The organism is Gellertiella sp. DMC107 (genome assembly GCF_056313605.1).
Genome location: NZ_JBQUZZ010000002.1, coordinates 26,994 through 49,775 on the forward strand (window position 1 = coordinate 26,994; position 22,782 = coordinate 49,775).

The window sequence follows — 22,782 nt, forward strand, 5'->3', positions numbered from 1 at the left end:
TGTTTGCCATATCAGACCTTCGCCTCATGTGCAGGTCATTGACGAACCCGCTTCAAGCATCCCATCTTGCCGAAAAGCCGGAACGTCGGCGGGATTTCAAGGAGGAACAAGATGGACACCTTCCGCGCCATGGTCATCGATCAGGTCGACGGCAAGCCGAAGGCGGGTTTTCGAGACCTGACGCTCGCCGACCTGCCCGACAACGAAGTGCTGGTGAAAGTGGAGTTCTCCACACTGAACTACAAGGATGGCCTGTCCATCTCCGGCCGCGGCCGCATCGCCCGCCGCTTCCCGATGGTTGCCGGTGCCGATCTCGCCGGCACGGTCGTGGAAAGCCGCTCACCCGAATGGAAGGCAGGCGACAAGGTGGTGGTGAATGGATGGGGCATGTCGGAGACCGAGTGGGGCGGCTATAGCGGCTACCAGCGCGTCAAGCCCGGCTGGCTGACGCGGCTGCCCGAAGCCTTCACGCTGGAAGAGGCGATGGCCATCGGCACCGCGGGCTATACTGCAGCCCTCTGTGTGGTGGCGCTGGAGGATTGGGGCACGATCCGCAGGGGCGAGGGCGAGGTTCTTGTCACCGGCGCTGCCGGCGGCGTCGGCTCCGTTGCGGTGGCGCTGCTTGCAAGCCGCGGCTATCCGGTCACGGCCTCGACGGGCCGCCCCGATACCCATGACTATCTCAGGAGTCTTGGCGCAAGCCAGTTCGTGGACCGCGCGACGCTCGCCGAAAAGGGTGGGCCGCTCCAGAAGGAGCGCTGGTCGGGAGCCATCGATTCCGTGGGCTCGACGACGCTTGCCAATGTGCTCGCCCAGACCGTCTATGGCGGTGCGGTGGCGGCCTGCGGCCTCGCGGGCGGCTTCGATCTGCCGGGCACGGTCATGCCCCATATCCTGCGCGGCGTGACACTGATTGGCGTCGATTCGGTGATGGCACCCGCGGCAAAGCGCGATCGCGCCTGGGCTCTGCTGGCCGAAAGCCTCGACCGTCAAAAACTCGCCGCCATGACCACGGTCGAGCCGATGGACCGTCTGCCGGAGCTCGCCACGGCCATCATGGCAGGCCAGACGCGGGGTCGCGTCGTCATCCGTATCGGCTGAAAAGCAAAGGGCGGCTCCGCGCCGCCCTGTCATGGCTTATGCCAGATCGATCCAGGCGGTCTTCAGGTCGGAATATTTCTCCATGGCATGGAGCGACTTGTCGCGCCCGAAGCCCGATTGCTTGAAGCCGCCGAGCGGTACGGTGATGTCGGAGCCGCCATAGGTGTTCACATGCACCACGCCTGCGTGAATCGAACGCACCATGCGGTGGGCGCGGGAGAGATTGGAGGTCCAGACGGCGGAGGCGAGACCGTAATCCGTGCCATTGGCAAGCTTTACAGCTTCATCCTCCGTCTTGAAGGCCGTAACGGCAAGGACAGGTCCGAAGACTTCTTCCCTGAAAAGCGTCATGCCCGGCTGGACACCCGTGACGATGGTGGGGGCCATGTAGCTGCCGCCGGTTTCCGTCAGAATGCGGGAGCCGCCTGCCAAAACCGCGCCGCCTTCCCGTTTCGCCTGTTCGACGAATTCGAGATCCTTTGAAAGCTGGTCCTCGCTCGAAACCGCGCCAATATCGCTCGAAAGCTTGAGCGGATTTCCCACCTTGAACTTGGCCGTCGCCTCGGCCAGCTTCTCGAGGAAGGCATCATGAATGCTCTCCTCCACAAGCAGGCGGGAGCCGGCCACGCACACCTGACCCGAATTGCGGAAAATGCCGGCTGCCGAAACCTTGGCAGCCTTGGCAAGATCCGCCGTATCGGCAAAGACCACGTTGGGCGACTTGCCACCCAGCTCCAGGAAGACGCGCTTCAGGTTGGAGCGGGCGGAATATTCCATCAGCATCCGACCGACGCCGCCCGAACCGGTAAAGGCCAGAGCGTCCACATCCATGTGAAGCCCCAGCGCCTTGCCCGTCACCGAGCCCTTGCCGGTCACCACATTGAACACGCCCTCCGGCATTCCCGCTTCGAGCGCCAGTTCGGCCATGCGCAGCAGCGAGAGCGAGGCGATTTCCGCGGGCTTCAGCACCACCGTATTGCCGGCGGCGAGTGCCGGCGCGATCTTCCAGGCACCGATCATCATCGGAAAATTCCACGGTACGATGCAGCCGACGACACCCAGCGGGTCGCGGTGAACGAGCGCCAGCACCTCCGGCGCGGTCGGCGCGATCTCGTCATAGACCTTGTCGATCGCCTCGCCGTAGTAGCGGAAGGTGCCTGCAGCCGAGAGCGGCTCGGCCTTCAGCGCCATGTTGATCTCGGTGCCATTGTCCCGCACGCCGAGAACCGCAAGCTCCAGCGCATGCTTTTCGATGAGGTCCGCGAGCTTCAGCAGCACCTTCTTGCGAAAGGCCGGGCCCGAGCGCGACCATTTCTCGAAGGCCGCGCGCGCGGCGGCAACGGCGGCGTCGATATCGCTCTCTGCTCCCGATGAAATGCTGGTCAGGAGAGAGCCGTCGATCGGGCTTCTGACCTCGATGCGCTGGTCGCTTACGACCATCCGTCCGTTGATCAGATGACCGCGCGGCGCGATGGCCTCAGCGGCGAGCGTATCAATAGCTTCCTGGTTCAGCATGGACGGGCCTCCTCCGGGGCAAAGCAGCGGGTTCACTATGCGGACCCTTGTTTCACATTTAGACTTGCAAAACTTTCCGGCCGGTGTCAATGTATTTCACACGTTAAGTAAACTCATCGGATCAAGGCGCGGGAGACGCCCCTGGTGAAAGGCCACGCGTCCGGAGGAAAAGGGGAGGGGCGATGAGCACGGTCGGCAAAGCCATGGCGCTTCTCGACGCCTTCGATATGGAGCGCGGCGATCTCGGGCTGACCGAGCTTGCCGTCCGGACGGGCCATGACAAGGCCACAACCCGCCGTCTGCTGATCCAGCTCGCCGAAAGCGGCATGATCGAGCACGATCCGGTCACCCGTCGCTATCGTCTCGGGCCAGCCATCGTCCGGCTCGCCCGCATTCGCGACAGTCATTTCCCTTTCCTTGAAATTGCCCGACCCTTCGTCCAGTCGCTGGCAGACGAAACCGGCGAAACCACCCATCTCTCCGAATTCGAATCCGGCTCGCTCAATTCCATCCACGTAGCCGAATCGCCGCGGGCAAACCGCGTCAGCGTTCCGGTCGGCGCGCGCCTGCCGCTGCATGGCACCGCCTCCGGGCTCGCCTGGCTCGCGCAGGCACCCGAGGATATTGTCGAATCTGTTCTTGCACGGCCGCTCCCCGCGCATACCCGGTTTACCGAAACCGATCCGGCGCGCCTTCGCCAGCTTATCGAGGAAACGCGTATCCGCGGCTATTCCATCGGCCGACAAGGGCATGAAGAGGGCGTTTATTCCACGGGCGCTGCAATTTTCGGGCGCGACCCCCTCATGCCTGTGGGGGCCATCGCGATTGCCTGCCCGCTGGTGCGCATCGATGATGCCGGAATCTTGAAGCTCGGAGCCGCCGTCCGGCGGGCCGCTGACGAGATTTCGGCAAGGCTGTCCGGCGGGGTTCCCCGGAAAGCGCATCATCTCTCTTCATCCAGACTATCTTCAACCACACACTCTCTCGAACCGGCAAAGGCAGGCCCATGACGACCCGTCCCCGCATTATCGTGATCGGTACCGGCGATACGAAATCCGAAGAACTCCAGTTCATGGCCTCCTCGATCCGCGACGCGGGCGGCGAGGCGCTGCAGATGGATGTGAGCATTCTTGGCGACCCGCCCTACGCGCCCGATTTTTCCAAGCATGACGTGCTTGCGGCCGGCGGTCACACCCTTGAAGACGCAACCGCCGGCGGCGATGAAATGTCGGCCATGACCATGATGGCGGGTGGTGCCGCGATCCTCGCCCGCAGGCTTTATGACGAAGGCCGGATCGACGGCGTTCTGGCGCTTGGCGGCTCGATGGGCACGGATCTGGCGCTCGATGTGGCGCTCGCGCTCCCCCTCGGCGTGCCGAAATTCGTGGTCTCCACCATTTCCTATTCGCACCTTCTTCCGCCGGACCGGATTGCCACCGACCTGATGATGATCCTCTGGGCGGGCGGTCTCTATGGTCTCAACAGCGTCTGCCGGGCCGTCCTGTCGCAGGCCTCCGGCGCGGTCGTCGGCGCGGCGAAGACCGCCGTTCGCCCGACGCGCTCGAAGCCCGTGGTCGGCATGAGCTCGCTCGGCAAATCCTGCCTCAAATACATGACCCATCTGAAGCCCGAACTCGACAAGCGCGGCTACGAGCTCGTCGTCTTCCACACGACCGGCATGGGTGGCCGCGCGCTGGAAGCGGTCGCCGCCCAGCGCGGCTTTGACGTGGTGATGGATTTCTCGCTTCAGGAGCTTGCCAATTTCGAGAATGGTTCGGTGGTGAATTCCGGTGCGGACCGGCTGGAAAATGCAGGCCGCCTCGGCATTCCGCAGATCGTGGCACCCGGCGCGGTCGACATGATCGATGTCTGTGCCTGGCTGCCGCTGCCCCCGAAGCTCGCCGATCGCGCCTATCACGGCCATAACCGCCTGATCGGCTCCATCATCGCCACGCCGGAAGAGCGCCGCCATATCGCCGAGAAGATCGGCGAGAAGCTCTCCGCTGCCACCGGTCCGGTTGCCTTCATCCTGCCGGAAGGCGGCATCCAGGAATGGGATCAGGAGGGCCAGCCCTTCCACGATCCGGAAAGCCTCGGTGGCTTCCTCGCCGCCATGCGTGCCGCGATCCGGCCGCCGGTCGAACTCATCGAAACGCCCCATCACATCAATAGCCCGGGCTTTGCCGCCGTGGCCCTTGCCGTTCTCGACCGCTGGGCGGCGGAAGGCAAGGTGCCGGCCGGCGTGCCGGAACGGGCCGGAGAAGCAGCATGACGAGCAAGCTTGCCAAGGTCCTTGTCCTCGATTTCGGCGGGGTGATCTCGAAGACCATGTTCGAGACCCATCGCCTGACCGAACAGTCGCTCGGTCTTGCCGAGGGAACGCTCGACTGGCCGGGCCCCTTCGATCCCGCCCGCGATCCGCTGTGGCAGAAGATGCAGGCCGACGACATCAGCGAGCGGGACTACTGGCACATCCGTGCCGCCGAGACCGGCAAGCTGATCGGCGAGGACTGGACCGACATGCAGACCTTCGTCATCCGCTCCCGCGGCGCCGATCCGGATGCGGTGATCCGCCCCGAGGCAAGGAAGGCGATCGATCTCGTGGCGGACGCCGGCTTCCGTCTGGCGATCCTTTCCAACGAGCTCGACCTCTTCTACGGCAAGGATTTCCGCACCAAGCTGCCGCTGCTCGGCAAGTTCGAACTGATCAGCGATGCGACCTATACCGCCATCCTGAAACCCGATCCACGGGCCTACCGCACGGTGATCGAGGCGCTTGCCGTCGAACCCGATGACTGCGTCTTCGTCGACGACCAGCTGCGCAACGTGAAAGGCGGCGATGCCGTCGGCATGCGCACGGTCCATTTCGACGTGACCGCCCCCTTCAAATCCTATGAACAGGCGCTGGCCCATTTCGGCCTGAGCGCGCAATAAAGGACAAGACCCATGCGCGACAGCAACTTCCTTCGCGAACAGAATGCCCGCCATATCTGGCATCCCATGGCCCATCCGGCAGACATGCAGGCCAACCCGCCGAAGATCATCACCGGCGGCAAGGGCACCCGCGTCACCGATGTCGACGGCACGGAAGTCCTCGATGCGGTCGGTGGTCTCTGGAACGTCAATCTCGGCTACAGTTCGGATCCGGTGAAGAAGGCGATTGCCGCCCAGCTTGACCAGCTTCCCTATTATTCCGCCTTCCGCGGCACCTCGACGGCACCGGCCATCGAGCTTGCCCATGAACTCGCCGACTGGTTCGCCCCGGAGGGCATGGTCCGCTCCTTCTTCACATCTGGCGGTTCGGACAGTGTCGAAACCGCGCTTCGCCTTGCCCGCCAGTACTGGAAGGTGCGCGGCCTTGGCGAGAAGACCAAGTTCCTCGCGCTGAAGAAGGGCTATCACGGCACCCATTTCGGCGGTGCCTCCGCCAACGGCAATGCCAATTTCCGCCGCAACTACGAGCCGCTCATGCCGGGCTTCTTCCACATGCCGGCCCCTTACACCTACCGTAATCCCTTCAACGAAAGCGATCCGGCCGCGCTGGCCAAGCTGATCCTGCAGGCCTTCGAGGACGAGATTGCCTTCCAGGGCGCCGATACGATTGCCGCCGTCATCATGGAGCCGGTGTTGGGCGCTGGCGGGGTGATGGTGCCGCACGAGACCTTCATGCCGGCCGTGCGCGCCCTCTGCGATCGCCACGACATCCTCCTGATCGCCGACGAGGTCGTTACCGGCTTCGGCCGTACCGGCGCCTGGTCGGGCTCCCGCCTCTGGGGCGTCAAGCCGGACATGATGTGCATCGCGAAAGCCATCACCTCGGGCTACTTCCCGCTGGGCGCCACGCTGATCGGGCAGAAGGTGGCGGAAGCCTTCGAGGCGGACAAGACCACCTTCGGCGCCATCGGCCACGGCTATACCTATTCGGCCCATCCGGTCGGTTGCGCGGCAGCGCTTGCAACGCTTGCCGAAACCCGCCGGCTCGATCTCGCCGCCAATGCCGCAGCCCGGGGCCCGGAACTTCACGCCGGCCTTGCGAAGCTCAAGGAAAAGCACGAGGTCGTGGGCGATGTGCGGGGCATCGGCCTGATGGCGGCGCTGGAGCTCGTTTCGGACCGCGCCACCAAGAAGGCCGCCGACAAGAAGGTCATGGCCAAGGCCGCCGATGGCGCTTATGCCGACGGCGTGATGATCCGCGTTTCCGGCTCGAACATCATCCTGTCCCCGCCGCTTATTCTCTCGGCTGATGAAGTGCAGCTCATCCTCGGCGCGCTCGACAAGGCCTTTGCCGGCCTCTGAGTCCTATCCGACATGCACCCGCCGCCAGGCGGCGGGTGCCTCTCCCACGCGCTTGCGAAAGAAGCGGGAGAAATAGGCGGGGTCCTTGAACCCCGTCTCCGCGGCAATATCCTCGATCGGCCGGATGGTGAACATCAGGAGCCGCTTGGCCTCCAGCAGGCGCCGTTCCAGAATGACGGCCTTCACCGTCTGGCCGAACACCTGTTGCGCTGCCTTGTCGAGCAGATGCGGCGTGGTGTGGAGAAGCGCCACATAGAACTGCACGGGATGATCCTGCCGATAGTGCCGGTCGACTGCGCGCCGGAGCGCGAGCGCCAGCGAAACCGTGGGCGAGACGGAGGGCGCTTCCGCTCCCGAGCCGAGCCGGGCGATGTAGGACAGCGCCACGGCAATCAGCCCGGGCAGCACCCGCCCCGTCGGTGTTTCGCCCTCGCGGTACTCCGCCTGGATCAGCTCCAGCACGGCGGACAGCCGGAGCCACCCGATATCCGTTCGGTTGCCTTGCAAGAGCACCGGCTGGTCGAGCGGCAGCGAGGTGAAGCCGGAAAGTGTCTTCAGCGTATCGTCCGCCACCGACACGACGATCGCATCGGTCTGCGGACCGATCTCGAATCCGTGCACGATGTTGGAGGGTACGAAGCTGACCGCCGGCGCGGAAAAGTGAAACTGCCGATCCTCGATCCGGTAATCCCCCTCTCCGCGATACCAGAAGGTGATCTGCCCCATTTGCGCATGCTTGTGCGGCGCCACATGGCCCTGATGCAGGGATTGCCGCTCGTTGACGGTCTCCACATGCAGAAAGCCCACATCCAGAGAGCGGCTCGGCTCGCCGTAGACGAAGAAGGTCGGGATATCCTGATCAGCACTCATGCCGGAAAAAGTACCAGCGAATTGGCGGAAATGTCCATGGCCTCCCGGGCTTGCCCGGCCTATCTTTCCTTAACATGTTCAGGAGGAGAGAGCCCATGCGCCCCGAAGATATCCGCGCCGACAAGACCCGTCCCTTCACCGGGGCCGAATATATGGAAAGCCTGCGCGACGGCCGCGAAGTCTATATCAACGGCGAGCGCGTCGAGGATGTGACCACCCATCCGGCCATGCGCAATTCGGTCCGCTCGCTCGCGCGCCTTTACGATGCCCTGCACGACCCGGCGAAGAAGGACCGCCTGACCTCGCCGACCGACACCGGCAATGGCGGCTATACGCACAAATATTTCCGCGTCGCGAAATCCTCGGCAGAACTCGTCGCCCAGCAGGGCGCCATCGCCGATTGGGCCCGCATGTCCTATGGCTGGATGGGCCGCACCGCCGATTACAAGGCGGCTCTCATGAACACGCTCGGCGCCAATGCCGATTGGTACGGTCAATTCAAGGACAATGCCCTTGCCTGGCACAAGCGCGCACAGGAAAGCGTGCTCTTCATGAACCACGCCATCGTCAACCCGCCGATCGACCGCCACAAGCCCGCCGATCAGGTGAAGGACGTCTTCGTCCACATCACCAAGGAAACCGATGCGGGCATCTATGTCTCGGGCGCCAAGGTGGTCGCGACCTCCTCGGCCTTGACGCACTACAACTTCCTCGCCCAGTCCTCGGCAACGGTCACGGAAGATCCGTCGCTCTCGGTCATGTTCATCGTTCCGATGAATGCGCCCGGCATCAAGATGTTCTGCCGGGTCTCCTACGAGGAGACCGCAAACACCGCGGGTCTGCCCTTCGACTATCCGCTTTCCTCGCGCTTCGACGAAAATGATGCGATCCTCGTGCTCGACAATGTCTTCATCCCTTGGGAAGACGTGCTGGTGCTGCGCGACGCGCAGAAGATCCTCTCCTTCCATCCCGCTTCCGGCTTCATGCACGGCTATTGCTTCCAGGGCTGCACCCGGCTTGCCGTGAAGCTCGATTTCCTCGCCGGCCTGCTTGCCAAGGCGCTGCGCGCCACCGGCGGCGATGCCTTCCGCGGCAATCAGGCGATGCTGGGCGAAGTGATCGCGATCCGCCATCAGTTCTGGGCCTTCTCCAATGCCATGGCCTATAATCCGCAGCCCTGGGCGAATGGCGCGGTGCTGCCGAACATGGAAGCCGCACTTTGCTACCGTACCTTCATGTCGGAAGCCTATCCGAAGGTCATCGACATGGTCCGCCGCACCGTGGCCTCCGGCCTCATCTATCTGCCGTCCTCGGCGAAGGACTTTCAGAATCCCGAGATCAACAAATATCTCGCGCAATATGTGCGCGGCTCGAACGACATGAGCCATATCGAGCGCATCAAGATCATGAAGCTGCTCTGGGATGCGACCGGCACGGAATTCGGCGGCCGCCATGCCCTCTACGAGCTGAACTATGCCGGCGCGCCGGAAGAGGTTCGTCTGCAGGTGCTGAAGGGCGCCGAACGCACGGGGCGGCTCCGCGAAATGGAAGCGCTCGTCGATACCTGCATGAACGATTATGACGAGAACGGCTGGACCGGCGACACCTGGGAACAGTCGTTCCACCAGGATCCGCTCAAGGCAGCTGCCGAGTGAACCGTGCTGCCGGGAGGGCGAGACGATGACCGAAGTATCCAAGGGTGAATTCCGCGATGCCATGGCCCGCGTCTGCGCGCCGGTCAACATCATCACCACGGATGGCCCGCACGGGCGTGGCGGATTCACCGCCACGGCCATGTGCAGCGTCTCGGACGATCCGCCGTCCCTCCTCGTGTGCATGAATGGCAAGTCGGCACAGCGCGACCTGTTTCTCTCGAACGGGCGCTTTTGCGTCAACGTGCTCACCCATGAGCACCAGCATCTGGCGGGCAAGTTTGCCGGCCAGGTGCAGGACATGGCGGAGCGCTATGCCGCCGCCGAATGGGTTCTGATGGAATCGGGCACCCCGGCGCTCAAGGATGCGATCGTCAATTTCGATTGCGAGATCGAAACGGTGCAGCAGGCCGGCACCCACAACATCATGATCGCCCGCGTGACCGGCATCCGCCGCCGCGCCGATGGCGATGCGCTGCTTTACATGGACCGCGCCTACATGCGCCCGCAAACCTTCGCCAATGGCGGCTTCGGCGGTTAGTCTTCGGCGGCTTCGAAGGCGGCCGTCTCGACTATGCCGTTCTGGCTGGCGATCAGCGCCTCCAGCAGGTCAAGCAGCTCCTCGATGCGCTCGGGACCGAAGCGGCGCTCGATCTCGTCATAGATCGCCTGCCGCTCGGGCTGGACTTCATCGATCAGCGCGGTGCCGGGTGGCGCGATAGAGAGCTGAACCCGGCGGCCGTCGCCCTTGAATTTGCCGACGGTGATGAACTGCCGCTCCACCAGCGTCTTGATGATGCGGGTGAGGCTGGGCGCCAGGATCGAGGCCCGCTCGCACACTTCCGAGGCATCGAGAGGGCCTGCCTCCTGCAGGACTCTCAGGACGCGCCATTGCTGTTCGCTGACATTGTGCCGCGCCAGCATGGGCCGGAACTTCGACATGACCGCCTCGCGGCCGCGGAGCAGCGACATGGGCAGCGAACGGCGGGTATTCTTCGGCAGCAAGGATCTCTCCACGATGAGGCGGCCGCCGCCAGGGAATTGGCCGGCGCCTTCCATGGCTTATACTGGAGCGGCAATTTGTTTGGCAACGCCCGCAGGCGGGATCGGGCATTGACCAAAGGTGCAAAATCAGCCTGCATCGACTTGACAAGAGTGCGCAAATATTTAACATGTTAATTACATGAGGCGGCACATCTCAGGATCTGACCGCCGGGGAGGATGGCATGCCGCATTTCAGAATGGAATATTCGGCCAATCTCGAGGATGACGTGGACATGACCGCGCTCTGCGGTCTGGTGCGCGAGACGATTCTCGGAACGGGTCTTTTCGAAGTGGGTGCCGTGCGTGTCCGTGCCTTCCGCGCCGATGCCTGGTCGATTGCCGACGATCTCGCGGAAAATGCCTTCCTCGACATGGAATTCCGCATCGGCAAGGGCCGGAGCGAAGAAGACAAGAAGCGCGCCGGCGAGGCGATCTTCTCGGCCGTTGCCGCTTTCCTGAAGAACCGGTTCGAAACGCCGCATTTCGCCCTTTCGCTGGAGATCCGCGAAATCGATTCGGAGCTCAGCTGGAAGAAGAACGCCATCCATCCCCGCCTTCGCGACAAGTGAAATCCGCCGTTCCCGAGGGGACGGCAATCCATGGAAAGTCTCCGATGTCCACACTCGATGAAAACCTGAAGAAGGCCGAAGCCTATCTCGCCCGCTTCCGCAAGGATGGCGTGCTGAATCACATCGACGGCCAGGCCGTGCCCGCCGCCGATGGCGAAACCTTCGAGATCATCTCGCCCGTCGATCTGAAGCCGCTGGCCCAGGTCGCCAAGGGCAAGGCCGCGGATGTCGATCGCGCGGCAAAGGCTGCCAAGGCTGCCTTCCCGGCATGGGCCGCCGTCTCCGGCGACGAGCGCAAGAAGATCCTGCACAAGATCGCCGATGCCATCGTCGCCCGTGCGGAAGAGATCGCCTTCGTCGAGTGCATGGATACCGGGCAGTCGCTGAAGTTCATGGCGAAGGCCGCGCTGCGCGGCGCGGAAAACTTCCGCTTCTTTGCCGACCGCGCGCCGGAAGCCCGCGACGGCAAGGCACTGCGTGCACCCGGCCAGCTCAACATCACCACCCGCACCCCCATCGGCCCTGTCGGCGTCATCACGCCCTGGAATACGCCCTTCATGCTCTCCACCTGGAAGATCGCACCGGCGCTTGCCGCCGGTTGCACGGTGGTGCACAAGCCGGCGGAATTCTCGCCGCTGACGGCCCGTCTTCTGGTCGAGATCGCCGAAGAAGCAGGCCTGCCGAAGGGCGTCTGGAACCTCGTCAACGGCCTTGGCGAAGATGCCGGCAAGGCGCTGACCGAACATCCCGACATCAAGGCGATTGGCTTCGTCGGCGAAAGCCGGACCGGCTCGATGATCATGAAGCAGGGCGCCGATACGCTGAAGCGCGTGCATTTCGAGCTGGGCGGCAAGAACCCCGTGATCGTCTTTGCCGATGCGGATCTGGAGCGGGCCGCCGATGCCGCCGTCTTCATGATCTATTCGCTGAACGGCGAGCGCTGCACCTCGTCCTCGCGCCTGCTGGTCGAGGCGTCCGTCTACGACAGGTTCACGGCTCTGGTTGCCGAAAAGGCAAAGCGCATCCCCGTCGGCCATCCGCTGGATCCCAAGACGGTCATCGGGCCGCTCATCCATCCCGTGCACGAGAAGAAAGTGCTGGAATATATCGGCATCGGCCGGAGCGAAGGCGCGACGGTTGCGGCGGGTGGCGAGAAGTTCGAAGGCCCCGGTGGCGGCTGCTATGTCTCGCCCACCCTCTTCACCGGCGTGAAGAACGACATGCGCATTGCCCAGGAGGAAATCTTCGGTCCGGTGCTGTCCGCCATTTCCTTCACCGATGAGGCGGATGCTGTGCGCTTGGCCAATGATGTCCAATATGGCCTGACCGGCTATCTCTGGACCTCCGATGTCACCCGCGCACTGCGCATTACGGATCAGCTGGAAGCCGGCATGATCTGGGTGAATTCGGAAAATGTGCGCCATCTCCCCACCCCCTTCGGCGGGGTCAAGAATTCCGGCATCGGCCGGGATGGCGGCGACTGGTCCTTCGATTTCTATATGGAAACGAAGAATGTCGCCTTCGCCATGACGGCCCATGCCATCCAGAAACTCGGCGGCTGAACGGCCGAACCTGAACAACGCCCCGGCTTCGGCCGGGGCCATCCTTAGACTGTGACGGCCGCTTGCCAAAGGGAGGCAAGACAAAGCGCCGAGGAGGAGCGACATGCCCATACCCAGCCCCAATCTTCACCCGGATTTCAACACGGTGCGCCTCAGCCACGTGGAATTCATCGTCAAGGATCTTTCCGCCTCGCGGGCCTTCTATGTCGATACGCTCGGCTTGCAGGTGACCTACGAGGACAAGGATGCGATCTATCTGCGCGCCATGGAAGAGCGCGGCCATCACTGCATGGTGTTGAAAAAGGGCGAGGAAGCCGTTGCCAACGTGCTCGGCATGAAGGTCTATGGCGAGGACGACCTGGACCGCGCCAAAGCCTTCTTCGAAAAGAAAGGCCTGCCGACCGAGTGGGTCGAACGCCCCTATCAGGGCCGGACGCTGCGCACCCGCGACAATTTCGGCATTCCGCTGGAATTCTACCACAAGATGGATCGCTTGGCCCCGATCCACCAGCAGTATAAGCTCTACAAGGGCGTGAAGCCGCTGCGCATTGACCACTTCAACTGCTTCTCGCCCGATGTCGACGCCTCCGTCGCCTTCTACAGCGAGATGGGCTTCCGCGTGACCGAGTATACGGAAGACGAAGAGTCGAAGAAGCTCTGGGCCGCCTGGCTGCACCGCAAGGGCGGCGTGCACGACATGGCCTTCACCAATGGCCGTGGCCCGCGCCTGCACCACACCGCCTTCTGGGTGCCGACGCCCCTCAACATCATCGATCTCCTCGACCTGATGTCGACCACCGGCTACCTGAAGAACATCGAGCGTGGCCCGGGTCGCCACGGCATTTCCAATGCCTTCTTCCTCTATATCCTCGATCCGGATGGCCACCGCATCGAGATCTACTGCTCGGATTACCAGACGGTCGATCCGGATCTCGAGCCGATCAAGTGGGACCTGAAGGACCCGCAGCGCCAGACGCTTTGGGGCGCGCCGGCACCGAAGAGCTGGTTCGAGCATGGCAGCCTGTTTGCCGAGACCGAAGTGCGCGATTCCGCGTTGAAGGCGACGCCGATCATCGCACCGTAAACCTTGGTGAGGGGGGCGCATTAGCTGCCGCCCCCCTCATCCGCCTTCCGGTATCTTCTCCCCGATGGGGATAAGTGAAGGTTGGCCTCTATTGCCCGAGAACCAATCAGGACATGCCCATGCACACCCGCTTCGCAAGCTTCACCCGGAACGGACAGGCCGGCTACGGGATCATCGCCGAGACCGGCGTGATCGATCTCTCCGCCCGTTTCGGCACGGATTATCCGACCCTCCAGTCGGTCGTGGAGGCCGGTGCCCTTCATCGGCTGGAAGAGGCCACGCGTGGGCTTCAACCGGATTTCCCGGTCGCCGAGATTACGTACGAAATCCCGCTGCTCACGCCGGAAAAACTGATCTGCGTCGGCGTGAATTTTCCGGACCGCAACGAGGAATACAAGGACGGGCAGGCCGCGCCCTCGAACCCTTCGCTCTTCATCCGCTTTCCGCGCTCCTTCACGGGGCACGACCAGCCGCTGATCCGCCCGCCGGAAAGCCCGCAGCTGGACTATGAGGGCGAGATCGTCATCGTGATCGGCAAGGGCGGCCGGCGCATTGCCGAGGCGGATGCGCTCGATCACATCGCGGCGCTCACGCTCTGCGACGAGGGCACGATCCGCGACTGGGTGCGCCATGCCAAGTTCAACGTGACCCAGGGCAAGAATTTCGACCGCACCGGCTCTATCGGCCCGTGGCTGGTGCCCTACAAGGATGAGAGCCAGCTCGCCGATATCCGCCTCGTTACCCGCGTCAATGGCGAGGTGCGTCAGGATGACCGCACCAGCCGGATGATCTTTTCCTTCCGCAAGATCATCAACTATATCTCCACCTTCACCACGCTGGTGCCGGGCGACGTGATCGTCACCGGCACGCCGACCGGTGCCGGTGCCCGTTTCGATCCGCCGATCTGGCTGAAGCCCGGTGACGTGATCGAGGTGGAGGCCGATGGCATCGGCATCCTGAGAAACACCGTAGCAGACGAGGGAACCGCCTGATGCTGACCGAAGACCAGATCAAGGACGCCGCAAGGCGCCTCTTCGAGGCCGAGAAGAACCGCACCCAGATCCGCCTGCTCAGCCATGATTTCCCCGGCGGGACCATGGACGATGCCTATCGCGTGCAGGCCGAACTCGTCCGCCTCAAGATCGAGAGCGGCCTTGTGGTCAAGGGTTGGAAGATCGGCCTCACCTCCAAGGCCATGCAATATGCGCTGAACATCAACATTCCGGATTCCGGGGTGCTGTTCGACGACATGTTCTTCCCCGACAGCGCGACCATTCCCGCCGACCGCTTCATCCAGCCGCGCATCGAGGCGGAGATCGCCTTTGTCATGAAGGCGCCGCTGAAGGGGCCGGGCGTGACCATCTTCGACGTGCTGAATGCCACCGATTTCATCACGCCCTCGCTCGAAATCCTCGATACCCGCATCCTGCGCGTCGATCCGGAGACGAAGAAGACCCGTACGATCTTCGACACGATCTCCGACAATGCGGCCAATGGCGGCATCGTCATGGGCGGACGCCCCGTGCGGCCGCTCGATGCCGACATGCGCTGGATGGGCGCCATCGTCTCCCGAAATGGCGAGATCGAGGAAACCGGCCTCGGCGCCGGCGTGCTCAACCATCCGGCCGCGGGCATTGCCTGGCTGGCGAACCGTCTCGGCCAATATGGCTCTTCCATTTCGGCGGGCGATGTGGTGCTCTCGGGCTCCTTCATCCGCCCGGTGGAAGCCCGTCACGGCGATACGATCGTCGCGGATTTCGGCCCCTACGGCACCGTTTCAGCCTATTTTGCCTAAAAAGGAATAATCCATGCCCGCACCCAAGAACCCCTTCAAGGCTGGCTTGAAGGGCGAGAAGGTCATGATCGGCTTCTGGCTGAGCCTCGCCAGCCCCTATACGGCCGAAATCGCCGCCGGCGCAGGGTTCGACTGGCTGCTGATCGATGGCGAGCACGGGCCGAACGACATTCCGCTGCTGCTCGCCCAGCTTCAGACGCTCGCCGCCCATCCGGTCGCGCCCGTGGTGCGCGTGCCGATTGGCGAGACCTGGATGATCAAGCAGGTGCTGGATATCGGCGCGCAAAGCGTGCTGGTGCCGATGGTCGAAACCGCAGAACAGGCCCGCCAGCTGGTCAGGGCGATGAATTATCCGCCGAAGGGCGTGCGTGGCGTCGGTGCGGCGGTGGCGCGGGCCTCCGCCTTCAACCGCATTCCTGACTATCTGACGACCGCCAATGACGAGGTCTGCCTGATCGTGCAGGCAGAGAGCAAGGCCGCCGTCGATGCCATCGAGGAGATCGCCGCCGTCGATGGCGTGGATGCAATCTTCATTGGCCCCGCCGATCTCGCCGCCGACATGGGCTATCCGGGCCGGGGAACCGAGCCGGTCGTGCTCGAAACCATCGAAAAGGCGATCCAGCGCATCCAGGCCGCCGGCAAGCCCGCCGGCATCCTGAATTCCGATCCGAAGCTGGCGAACCGCTATATCGAACTCGGCGCGAAATTCGTGGCCGTTGGCACGGATGTGACGCTGTTCTCGCAGGCGACCAGCAATCTCGCCCGCTCCTACCGGGGTGAAGCGGCACCCCAGCCCGTGAAATCCACATCCAGCTATTGATCGCGTGCGGTCTTTTCCTCAGACCCGCTCGATCAGCATGGCAATGCCCTGGCCGACGCCGATGCAGAGCGTGACGACGGCGCGCCGGGCCTGTCGCGCCTCAAGCTCCAGTGCTGCCGAAAGGGCGAGCCGCGCGCCGGACATGCCGAGCGGATGGCCAAGGGCAATCGCCCCGCCATTCGGGTTCACGTGCTCCGCATCGTCAGGCAGCCCAAGCCCGCGCAGCACGGCGAGCGCCTGTGCGGCAAAGGCTTCATTGAGTTCGAAGAGATCGATGTCGGAAACCGTCAAGCCGGTCTTTGCCAGCAGCTTCTGCGTGGCCGGAACCGGGCCGATGCCCATGATCCGCGGCGGCACGCCGGCGACCGCCATGCCGACAATTCGCGCAAGCGGCTTCAGATCATGGCGCTTCAAGGCAGCTTCAGAAGCAATCAGAAGCGCCGCCGATCCGTCATTGACGCCCGACGCATTGCCCGCCGTCACCGTGCCCCCCTTGCGGAAAGGGGCGGGGAGGGCGCCGAGCTTTTCCAGCGTCGTCTCGCGCGGATGTTCGTCGTGCTCGACAAGCGTGACATTGCCCTTGCGGTCCTTGAGCTCCACCGGCGCGATCTCGCGCCCAAACCGCCCGTTCTTCTGGGCGGCGGAGGCGCGGGCCTGGCTGCGGAGCGCAAAGAGGTCCTGATCCTCGCGGGAAATGCCATGCTCTTCGGCCAGATTTTCCGCCGTTTCCGGCATGGAATCGATGCCATACTGCTTCTCGATCACAGGATTGACGAAGCGCCAGCCGATGGTCGTGTCATAGATCGCGGCATTGCGGGAAAAGGCGCTGTCTGCCTTCGGCATGACCAGCGGCGCCCGCGTCATGCTTTCGACGCCGCCTGCGATCATCAGGTCCGCATCGCCGGAGCGGATCGCACGGGCCGCCGTTCCGACTGCATCGAGGCCGGAGCCGCAGAGCCGGTTGATGGTCGTGCCCGGCACGGCCTCGCCGAGGCCAGAGATCAGCGCCGCCATGCGCGCCACGTTGCGATTGTCCTCGCCCGCCTGGTTGGCGCAGCCGAGGATGACATCCTCGATCAGCCCGGGATCGAGGTTCGGATGCCGCGCCATCAGCGCCTTCAGGCTGTGCGCCGCAAGATCATCCGTGCGGACCGAGGAGAGCGCCCCGCCATAACGCCCGATGGGCGAGCGGATACCGTCGACGATGAAAGCCTCAGCCATGGAAAACGCTCCTATTCGATACCGGCCATGAACATCGGCCCGCCGCGATGGGCAGGGAAGCCATAGCCGTTGATCAGCACCAGATCGATGTCGCTGGCCCGGGCGGCAATGCCCTCGGCCAGAAGCTTGCGCCCCTCGTCCGCCATGGCGGAGACGAGGCGCCTGACAATTTCACTCTCCGAGAAACTCTTTGGCTCAATGCCCTTCTCGCGCCGCGCCGCAGCGATCATCTGGGTCACCGTAGGGTCCTCCTGCCGCTTGCCCTCGACGTAGGCATACCAGCCCTTGCCCGCCTTCTGCCCGAAGCGACCGGCTTCACAAAGGCGGTCGGCAATGACCGAATAGCGTTCGGAGGGATCGCGGGTGGCTGCCTGCCGCTTGCGGCGCGCCCAGGCGATCTCGAGGCCTGCAAGGTCAAAGACGGCGAACGGGCCCATGGCCATGCCGAAGCCTTCCATGGCTCGGTCGATCTCGGCAGGGGAGGCGCCGTCTTCCAGCAGGAATTCCGCCTCCTTGCGATAGGCGGAAAAGATCCGGTTGCCGATGAAGCCTTCCGTCACGCCGCAGACGATGGGAAGCTTTCCAAGCTTTTTCGCCAGCGCAAGGCCGGTTGCGAGCACGTCGGGCGCGGTCTTTTCCCCCTTCACCACTTCCATCAGCCGCATGATATTGGCAGGCGAGAAGAAGTGCAGGCCGACCACGCGGGACGGATCGCCCGTTTCGAGCGCCAGCCGGTCGGGGTCGAGATAGCTGGTATTGGTGGCGAGAACAGCATCGGCGCGGACGATCCCGTCCAGTTCCCGGAAGAGGTTCGCCTTCACGTCATAATCGTCGAAGACCGCCTCGATCACCAGATCGGCGGGCTGAAGCGCCGCCTTGTCGCCAGCGGTCGAAAGCCTGGAAACGCGCGCGTCGAACCCGGCCTGATCGATCCGGCCGCTCGTCATGTTCTTGCGCAGCATGTCCTCGAGCCGGGTCCGGCCTTTCGCGGCCGCCTCCGCCGATTGCTCGACGGCGATCACCCTGAAACCGGCGTCGAGCGCCGAAACCGCAATGCCTGACCCCATCAGCCCCATGCCGACAATACCGATGGTTTCCAGCCTGCGCGGCGATACGCCCTCAAGCCCCTCCACCTTGGCGCTTGCCCGCTCGGCAAAGAAGACATGGCGGAGCGCCCTGGCTTCGGTACTGTCCTTGAGCTCGAGAAAGGTGCGGCGCTCCTCGGCAAGGCCTTTTTCCAGCGTGGCATGGGCCGCGAGCTTCACGAGCCGGATCGCTTCGGCCGGGGCGGCCTGTCCGCGTGCCTTGGAGAGCACCTTCCTTGCGGCGGCGTCCATGTCTGTTTCCGAGGCGGGCCTGACCGGCAGGGCGCCGGTGCGCCGGGGTGATGTGCCGGCGAGATCATGGGCAAAGGCCAGTGCCTCTTCGACGAGGGAGCCTTCTGCAAGCCGGTCGAGGATGCCATGTCCGAGGGCCTCGCTCGCTGCAACCGCCCGCCCGGAGCCGATCATCTCGATGGCGACGGTGACGCCCGCAAGACGCGGCAGCCGCTGCGTGCCGCCAGCGCCCGGCACGAGGCCGAGCTTCACTTCCGGCAACCCGACCTTGGCGGAAGCCGTGGCAATCCGGCCATGGCAGGCAAGCGCAATTTCCAGCCCGCCGCCGAGCGCAACGCCATTCAGCGCCGCGATGACGGGCTTCGAAGACGCCTCGATGGCGGCGACCACGTCAGGCAGGATGGGGTCGACCGGCGGCTTGCCGAATTCCTTGATATCGGCCCCGCCGACGAAGCTCTTGCCGGCGCCGGTCAGCACCATGGCCTGCAGCGCCGGATCGCCATTGAGATGCGCAAGCGCTGCCATGATGCCGGACCGAACCGACTGGGAGGCCGCATTGACCGGAGGATTGTCGAGCGTGACGACGAGAACGCCGTTCGTCACGGTCCCCGATACATTGGTGGAAAAGGCAATGGCAGACATCGGAGGCTTCCCTCTCTCGTTCGGGCGTGGCGTCGGCGTTCCTGATCAATCCGGGATGACGGCAGTCGCCTGGATCTCGATCTTTGCCCGGTCTTCGACAAGCGCAACCACCTGAACGGCGGCCATGGCCGGGAAGTTCTTGCCCATCACGGCGCGATAGGCCTCGCCCAGTCCCTTCGGATTGGAAAGATACTCTTCCTTGCTGGTGAAATACCAGGTCATGGTGGTGATGTGCTCCGGCTTGCCGCCGGCCTCGGCCAGGATCGCCACGATGTTTTCGAGCGTCTGGCGGACCTGCCCGACGAAGTCGTCGGTCTCGAATTCGCATTGGCCGTTCCAGCCGATCTGCCCGCCAATATAGACGGTGCGGCCCGATGCCATGACGCCGTTGGAATATCCCCGCGGCTTTGCCCAGCCTTCCGGTTGCAGGATCGTGTGCATCAACGGGTCTCCTTCAGCAATTCACGGGCAATGATGAGCTTCTGCACCTCGGTTGCCCCCTCGTAGATGCGCAGCGCCCGGATTTCCCGGTAGAGCTGCTCGGTGATTTCGCCGACCGCGACGCCGCGCCCGCCGAACATCTGCACGGCGCGATCGATCACGGTCTGTGCGGTCTCGGTCGCGGCCATCTTGGCCATGGCCGCTTCCTTGGTGGTGTTGAGCTTCTCCACGTCGCGCCGCCAGGCGGCCCGGTAGGTGAGAAGGGCAGCCGCATCGATGCCCGTGGCCATGTCGCCCAGCGCCCCTTGAGTCAGCTGCAGGTCGGCCAGCGTCGCGCCGAACATCTTCCGTGTCTTCGCGTGATGCACGGCCTCGTCGAGCGCGCGCCTGGCAAAGCCGAGCGCTGCGGCAGCGACGGATGCGCGGAAAATATCGAGCGTCCGCATGGCGATCTTGAAGCCTTCGCCGGGCGAACCCAGAAGGCGGTCTGCCGGGATGCGACAATTCTCGAAGCGGATGGTGGCAAGCGGATGCGGCGCGATCACGTCGATGCGCTCGGCAATCGAAAAGCCCGGATCGTCCGCATAGACCACGAAGGCGGAGATGCCGCGCGTGCCGGGTGCCTCGCCCGTGCGGGCAAAGACCGTGTAGACATCGGCGATGCCGCCATTGGAAATCCAGGTCTTTTCGCCGTCGAGCATGAAATGTCCGCCGTCCCGGCGGGCCGCGCAGGCCATGGCGGCGACATCGGAACCCGCTTCCTTCTCGGAAAGCGCAAAGGCCGAAATCCAGTTTCCGGACGTGACCTTCGGCAGCACATGGGCCTTGACCGCATCCGAGCCCGAAAGCCCGATGGCACCCGTGCCGAGCCCCTGCATGGCAAAGGCAAAATCCGCAAGCCCGTCATGCCAGGCCAGCGTCTCGCGGGCGATGCAGATCATTCGGCTGTCGATCACGTCCGTGCCGCCATTGCCGGTCGCGGCAGCCAGAAGCCCGGCTTCACCGAGAAGTTTGACGAGCGCCCGGCAGGCGCCGTCCGTATCGGAATGGTCGACACCGGCAAGCGCGCCCGAGGCGGCAAAGCGGTCGAGCTTTTCCGCAAAGACCTTGTGCTCCGGACCGAAGAAGGGCCAGCCGAGCGGCTCGCGCGTCGGGCCGGGAAGGGTGGTTGTGTGGCCCATCTCAGTCCCCCTTGAATTCAGGCCGGCGCTTTTCGGCAAAGGCCTCGAAGGCGCGGCGGAAATCCTGCGTCGCCATGCAGATCGCCTGGGCCTGTGCTTCCGATTCGATCAGCTCTTCCAGTCCCATGGCCCATTCCTGGTTCAGCATGGTCTTTGTCATCGTATGGGCGAAATAGGGGCCTTCGGCGAGCGAGCGCGCAAGTTTCACCGCTTCCGCTTCCAGTACCTCGCGGTCATGCAGCGCATTGTAGAAGCCCCAGTCCTTCCCCTCCTGAGCCGTCATCACCCGTCCGGTGAAGAGGAGTTCCGAGGCGCGGCCCTGGCCGATGATCCGGGGAAGGATGCCGCAGGCGCCCATGTCCGCGCCTGCGAGGCCGACGCGGGTGAAGAGGAAGGCCGTCTTGGTCTCTGCAGTTGAAAGACGCAGATCCGATGCCATGGCCATGATCGCGCCCGCACCGGCGCAGATGCCGTCGACGGCCGCGATGATCGGCTGCGGGCAACGGCGCATGGCCTTGACGAGATCGCCGGTCATGCGGGTGAAGGCCAGAAGATCGGGCATGGTCATCCGCGTCAGCGGCTCGATGATCTCGAAGACGTCGCCGCCGGAGGAGAAATTGCCGCCGGCCCCGGTCAGCACGATGGCGCGGATATCCGAGGCATAGACGAGATCGCGGAAGAGATCGCGCAGCTCCGCATAGCTGTCGAAGGTCAGCGGGTTCTTCTTTTCCGGCCGGTTGAGACGGATGGTCAGGACCTGTCCGTCCTCGCTGGCCTCGAACAGGAAATGCTCGGCCCTGTAGCCGGCGAAGGACCTCTTGTGGCCCTGCATGATGGTGCTGCGTTCCATGTGATCGTCCTTCCTATCCCGCAAAGACTTCGCCGCCGGAAATCGAAATGGCCTGGCCGTTCATCGAAGCCGCAGCTCGGCCCGCGAGCCAGAGCACGGCATCCGCGACTTCCTCCGGCTTCACAAGACGGTTCTGCGGATTGGTTTTTGTGAAGGCCGAGAGCGCTTCTTCTTCCGAGCGTCCGGTCTTTTCCATGATCTCAGCCACGGCGCGGGCGATGATCGGCGTGTCGGTGAAGCCCGGGCAGACCGCATTGACGGTCACGCCCTTGCGGGCAAGCTCAAGTGCCAGCGCGCGTGTCAGGCCGATCACGCCATGCTTGGCGGCGCAATAGGCACTCACATAGGCATAGCCGGTGAGGCCCGCCGTCGAGGCGACATTGATGATCCGGGCATCGCCCGTTGCCGCGCCGCGCGCCTTCAGGTCGCCCAGCACCGCCTGGGTCACGTTGAAGACGCCGGTCAGATCGACATTCATTACCTTCGACCAGAGATCGAGCGTGGTCTTCTCGAAGGGTGCGCTCGGCGCCTCGCCTGCATTATTGACGAGGATCGAGACCGGACCGAAACCGGCTCGCGCCTTGTCTAGCCCGGCGGCAATCGCCGGCGGATCGGTCACGTCGAAGCCGGCGACGACGGCAGCACCATCGCCCAGTTCCGCCGCGAGCGCCTTGAGCGGCTCCGCCCGGCGTCCGGTCAGCGTGACTTTTGCGCCCGCGCCATGCAGCGCGCGCGCAATCGCCGCCCCGATGCCGCTGCCGGCACCGGTGACGAGCGCATGATGTCCGTCGAGAGCACCCAT

22 protein-coding genes are annotated in these 22,782 nt (G+C 64.0%); 13 read left to right on the forward strand and 9 right to left on the reverse strand.

Annotated elements, in window-relative coordinates; genetic code table 11:
- The first annotated feature begins 111 nt into the window (after positions 1-111).
- Entirely contained in the window at positions 112-1,101 is a 990-nt protein-coding gene (locus tag ACT54B_RS05620) for an MDR family oxidoreductase (RefSeq protein ID WP_476043557.1), read from the forward strand.
- Between the two features lie 36 nt (positions 1,102-1,137).
- On the opposite strand, the gene ACT54B_RS05625 is transcribed toward ACT54B_RS05620, so the two are convergent.
- On the reverse strand, positions 1,138-2,616 hold the full coding sequence (locus ACT54B_RS05625) for an aldehyde dehydrogenase (protein WP_476043559.1): 1,479 nt from the start codon (positions 2,614-2,616) through the stop codon (positions 1,138-1,140).
- Between the two features lie 182 nt (positions 2,617-2,798).
- On the opposite strand from ACT54B_RS05625, the gene ACT54B_RS05630 reads away from it, so the two are divergent.
- The 4 genes from ACT54B_RS05630 to ACT54B_RS05645 are packed head-to-tail and all read left to right on the forward strand — an operon-like array spanning position 2,799 to position 6,912.
- Positions 2,799-3,626: an IclR family transcriptional regulator gene (locus tag ACT54B_RS05630; protein WP_476043560.1), complete on the forward strand. Its 828-nt coding sequence runs from the start codon at positions 2,799-2,801 to the stop codon at positions 3,624-3,626.
- Positions 3,623-4,888, forward strand: a complete 1,266-nt coding sequence (locus tag ACT54B_RS05635) for a Tm-1-like ATP-binding domain-containing protein (RefSeq protein WP_476043561.1) — start codon at positions 3,623-3,625, stop codon at positions 4,886-4,888. Before ACT54B_RS05630 ends, ACT54B_RS05635 begins: the two co-directional genes overlap by 4 nt.
- Entirely contained in the window at positions 4,885-5,550 is a 666-nt protein-coding gene (locus ACT54B_RS05640; RefSeq protein WP_476043562.1) for an HAD-IA family hydrolase, read from the forward strand. The genes ACT54B_RS05635 and ACT54B_RS05640 overlap by 4 nt, the downstream gene beginning before the upstream one ends.
- Positions 5,551-5,562: 12 nt before the next feature.
- Positions 5,563-6,912, forward strand: coding sequence for an aminotransferase class III-fold pyridoxal phosphate-dependent enzyme (locus ACT54B_RS05645; RefSeq protein WP_476043564.1), 1,350 nt, complete (start codon positions 5,563-5,565; stop codon positions 6,910-6,912).
- Between the two features lie 3 nt (positions 6,913-6,915).
- On the opposite strand, the gene ACT54B_RS05650 is transcribed toward ACT54B_RS05645, so the two are convergent.
- Positions 6,916-7,782 carry a helix-turn-helix domain-containing protein gene (locus ACT54B_RS05650; RefSeq protein WP_476043566.1) on the reverse strand — a complete coding sequence of 289 codons (867 nt, stop codon included), beginning with the start codon at positions 7,780-7,782 and terminating at the stop codon, positions 6,916-6,918.
- A 95-nt stretch (positions 7,783-7,877) separates the two neighbouring features.
- Between ACT54B_RS05650 and ACT54B_RS05655 the strand changes: the two genes are divergently transcribed.
- Positions 7,878-9,437, forward strand: a complete 1,560-nt coding sequence (locus ACT54B_RS05655; protein ID WP_476043567.1) for a 4-hydroxyphenylacetate 3-hydroxylase N-terminal domain-containing protein — start codon at positions 7,878-7,880, stop codon at positions 9,435-9,437.
- A 25-nt stretch (positions 9,438-9,462) separates the two neighbouring features.
- Entirely contained in the window at positions 9,463-9,975 is a 513-nt protein-coding gene (locus tag ACT54B_RS05660) for a flavin reductase (protein WP_476043568.1), read from the forward strand.
- On the opposite strand, the gene hpaR is transcribed toward ACT54B_RS05660, so the two are convergent.
- Complete coding sequence (gene hpaR, locus ACT54B_RS05665; protein ID WP_476043569.1) at positions 9,972-10,493, reverse strand: homoprotocatechuate degradation operon regulator HpaR; 522 nt, start codon at positions 10,491-10,493, stop codon at positions 9,972-9,974. The genes ACT54B_RS05660 and hpaR overlap by 4 nt on opposite strands.
- Before the next feature lie 167 nt (positions 10,494-10,660).
- Here hpaR and ACT54B_RS05670 point away from each other — a divergent pair, with 167 nt between their 5' ends.
- From ACT54B_RS05670 to hpaI, 6 genes are all read left to right on the forward strand, one after another.
- Positions 10,661-11,047, forward strand: coding sequence for a 5-carboxymethyl-2-hydroxymuconate isomerase (locus ACT54B_RS05670; protein ID WP_476043570.1), 387 nt, complete (start codon positions 10,661-10,663; stop codon positions 11,045-11,047).
- 44 nt (positions 11,048-11,091) lie between these two features.
- Entirely contained in the window at positions 11,092-12,609 is a 1,518-nt protein-coding gene (gene hpaE / locus ACT54B_RS05675) for a 5-carboxymethyl-2-hydroxymuconate semialdehyde dehydrogenase (RefSeq protein WP_476043572.1), read from the forward strand.
- Between the two features lie 103 nt (positions 12,610-12,712).
- Positions 12,713-13,693: a 3,4-dihydroxyphenylacetate 2,3-dioxygenase gene (hpaD, locus tag ACT54B_RS05680; RefSeq protein ID WP_476043573.1), complete on the forward strand. Its 981-nt coding sequence runs from the start codon at positions 12,713-12,715 to the stop codon at positions 13,691-13,693.
- Between the two features lie 119 nt (positions 13,694-13,812).
- Complete coding sequence (locus ACT54B_RS05685; RefSeq protein WP_476043574.1) at positions 13,813-14,685, forward strand: fumarylacetoacetate hydrolase family protein; 873 nt, start codon at positions 13,813-13,815, stop codon at positions 14,683-14,685.
- Complete coding sequence (hpaH, locus tag ACT54B_RS05690) at positions 14,685-15,488, forward strand: 2-oxo-hept-4-ene-1,7-dioate hydratase (protein WP_476043575.1); 804 nt, start codon at positions 14,685-14,687, stop codon at positions 15,486-15,488. Before ACT54B_RS05685 ends, hpaH begins: the two co-directional genes overlap by 1 nt.
- Before the next feature lie 13 nt (positions 15,489-15,501).
- The gene (gene hpaI / locus ACT54B_RS05695) at positions 15,502-16,308 is read left to right on the forward strand and encodes a 4-hydroxy-2-oxoheptanedioate aldolase (RefSeq protein WP_476043576.1); all 807 of its coding nucleotides are present in this window, start codon (positions 15,502-15,504) and stop codon (positions 16,306-16,308) included.
- Positions 16,309-16,326: 18 nt separating this feature from the next.
- On the opposite strand, the gene pcaF is transcribed toward hpaI, so the two are convergent.
- The 6 genes from pcaF to ACT54B_RS05725 are packed head-to-tail and all read right to left on the reverse strand — an operon-like array spanning position 16,327 to position 22,782.
- Positions 16,327-17,529, reverse strand: a complete 1,203-nt coding sequence (gene pcaF, locus ACT54B_RS05700) for a 3-oxoadipyl-CoA thiolase (protein WP_476043577.1) — start codon at positions 17,527-17,529, stop codon at positions 16,327-16,329.
- 11 nt (positions 17,530-17,540) lie between these two features.
- On the reverse strand, positions 17,541-19,508 hold the full coding sequence (locus ACT54B_RS05705) for a 3-hydroxyacyl-CoA dehydrogenase NAD-binding domain-containing protein (protein ID WP_476043578.1): 1,968 nt from the start codon (positions 19,506-19,508) through the stop codon (positions 17,541-17,543).
- 45 nt (positions 19,509-19,553) lie between these two features.
- Positions 19,554-19,949, reverse strand: coding sequence for a RidA family protein (locus tag ACT54B_RS05710; RefSeq protein ID WP_476043579.1), 396 nt, complete (start codon positions 19,947-19,949; stop codon positions 19,554-19,556).
- The gene (locus tag ACT54B_RS05715; protein WP_476043580.1) at positions 19,949-21,130 is read right to left on the reverse strand and encodes an acyl-CoA dehydrogenase family protein; all 1,182 of its coding nucleotides are present in this window, start codon (positions 21,128-21,130) and stop codon (positions 19,949-19,951) included. Before ACT54B_RS05715 ends, ACT54B_RS05710 begins: the two co-directional genes overlap by 1 nt.
- 1 nt (position 21,131) lies before the next feature.
- Complete coding sequence (locus ACT54B_RS05720; protein WP_476043581.1) at positions 21,132-21,980, reverse strand: enoyl-CoA hydratase family protein; 849 nt, start codon at positions 21,978-21,980, stop codon at positions 21,132-21,134.
- Positions 21,981-21,993: 13 nt separating this feature from the next.
- On the reverse strand, positions 21,994-22,782 hold the full coding sequence (locus ACT54B_RS05725; RefSeq protein ID WP_476043582.1) for an SDR family NAD(P)-dependent oxidoreductase: 789 nt from the start codon (positions 22,780-22,782) through the stop codon (positions 21,994-21,996).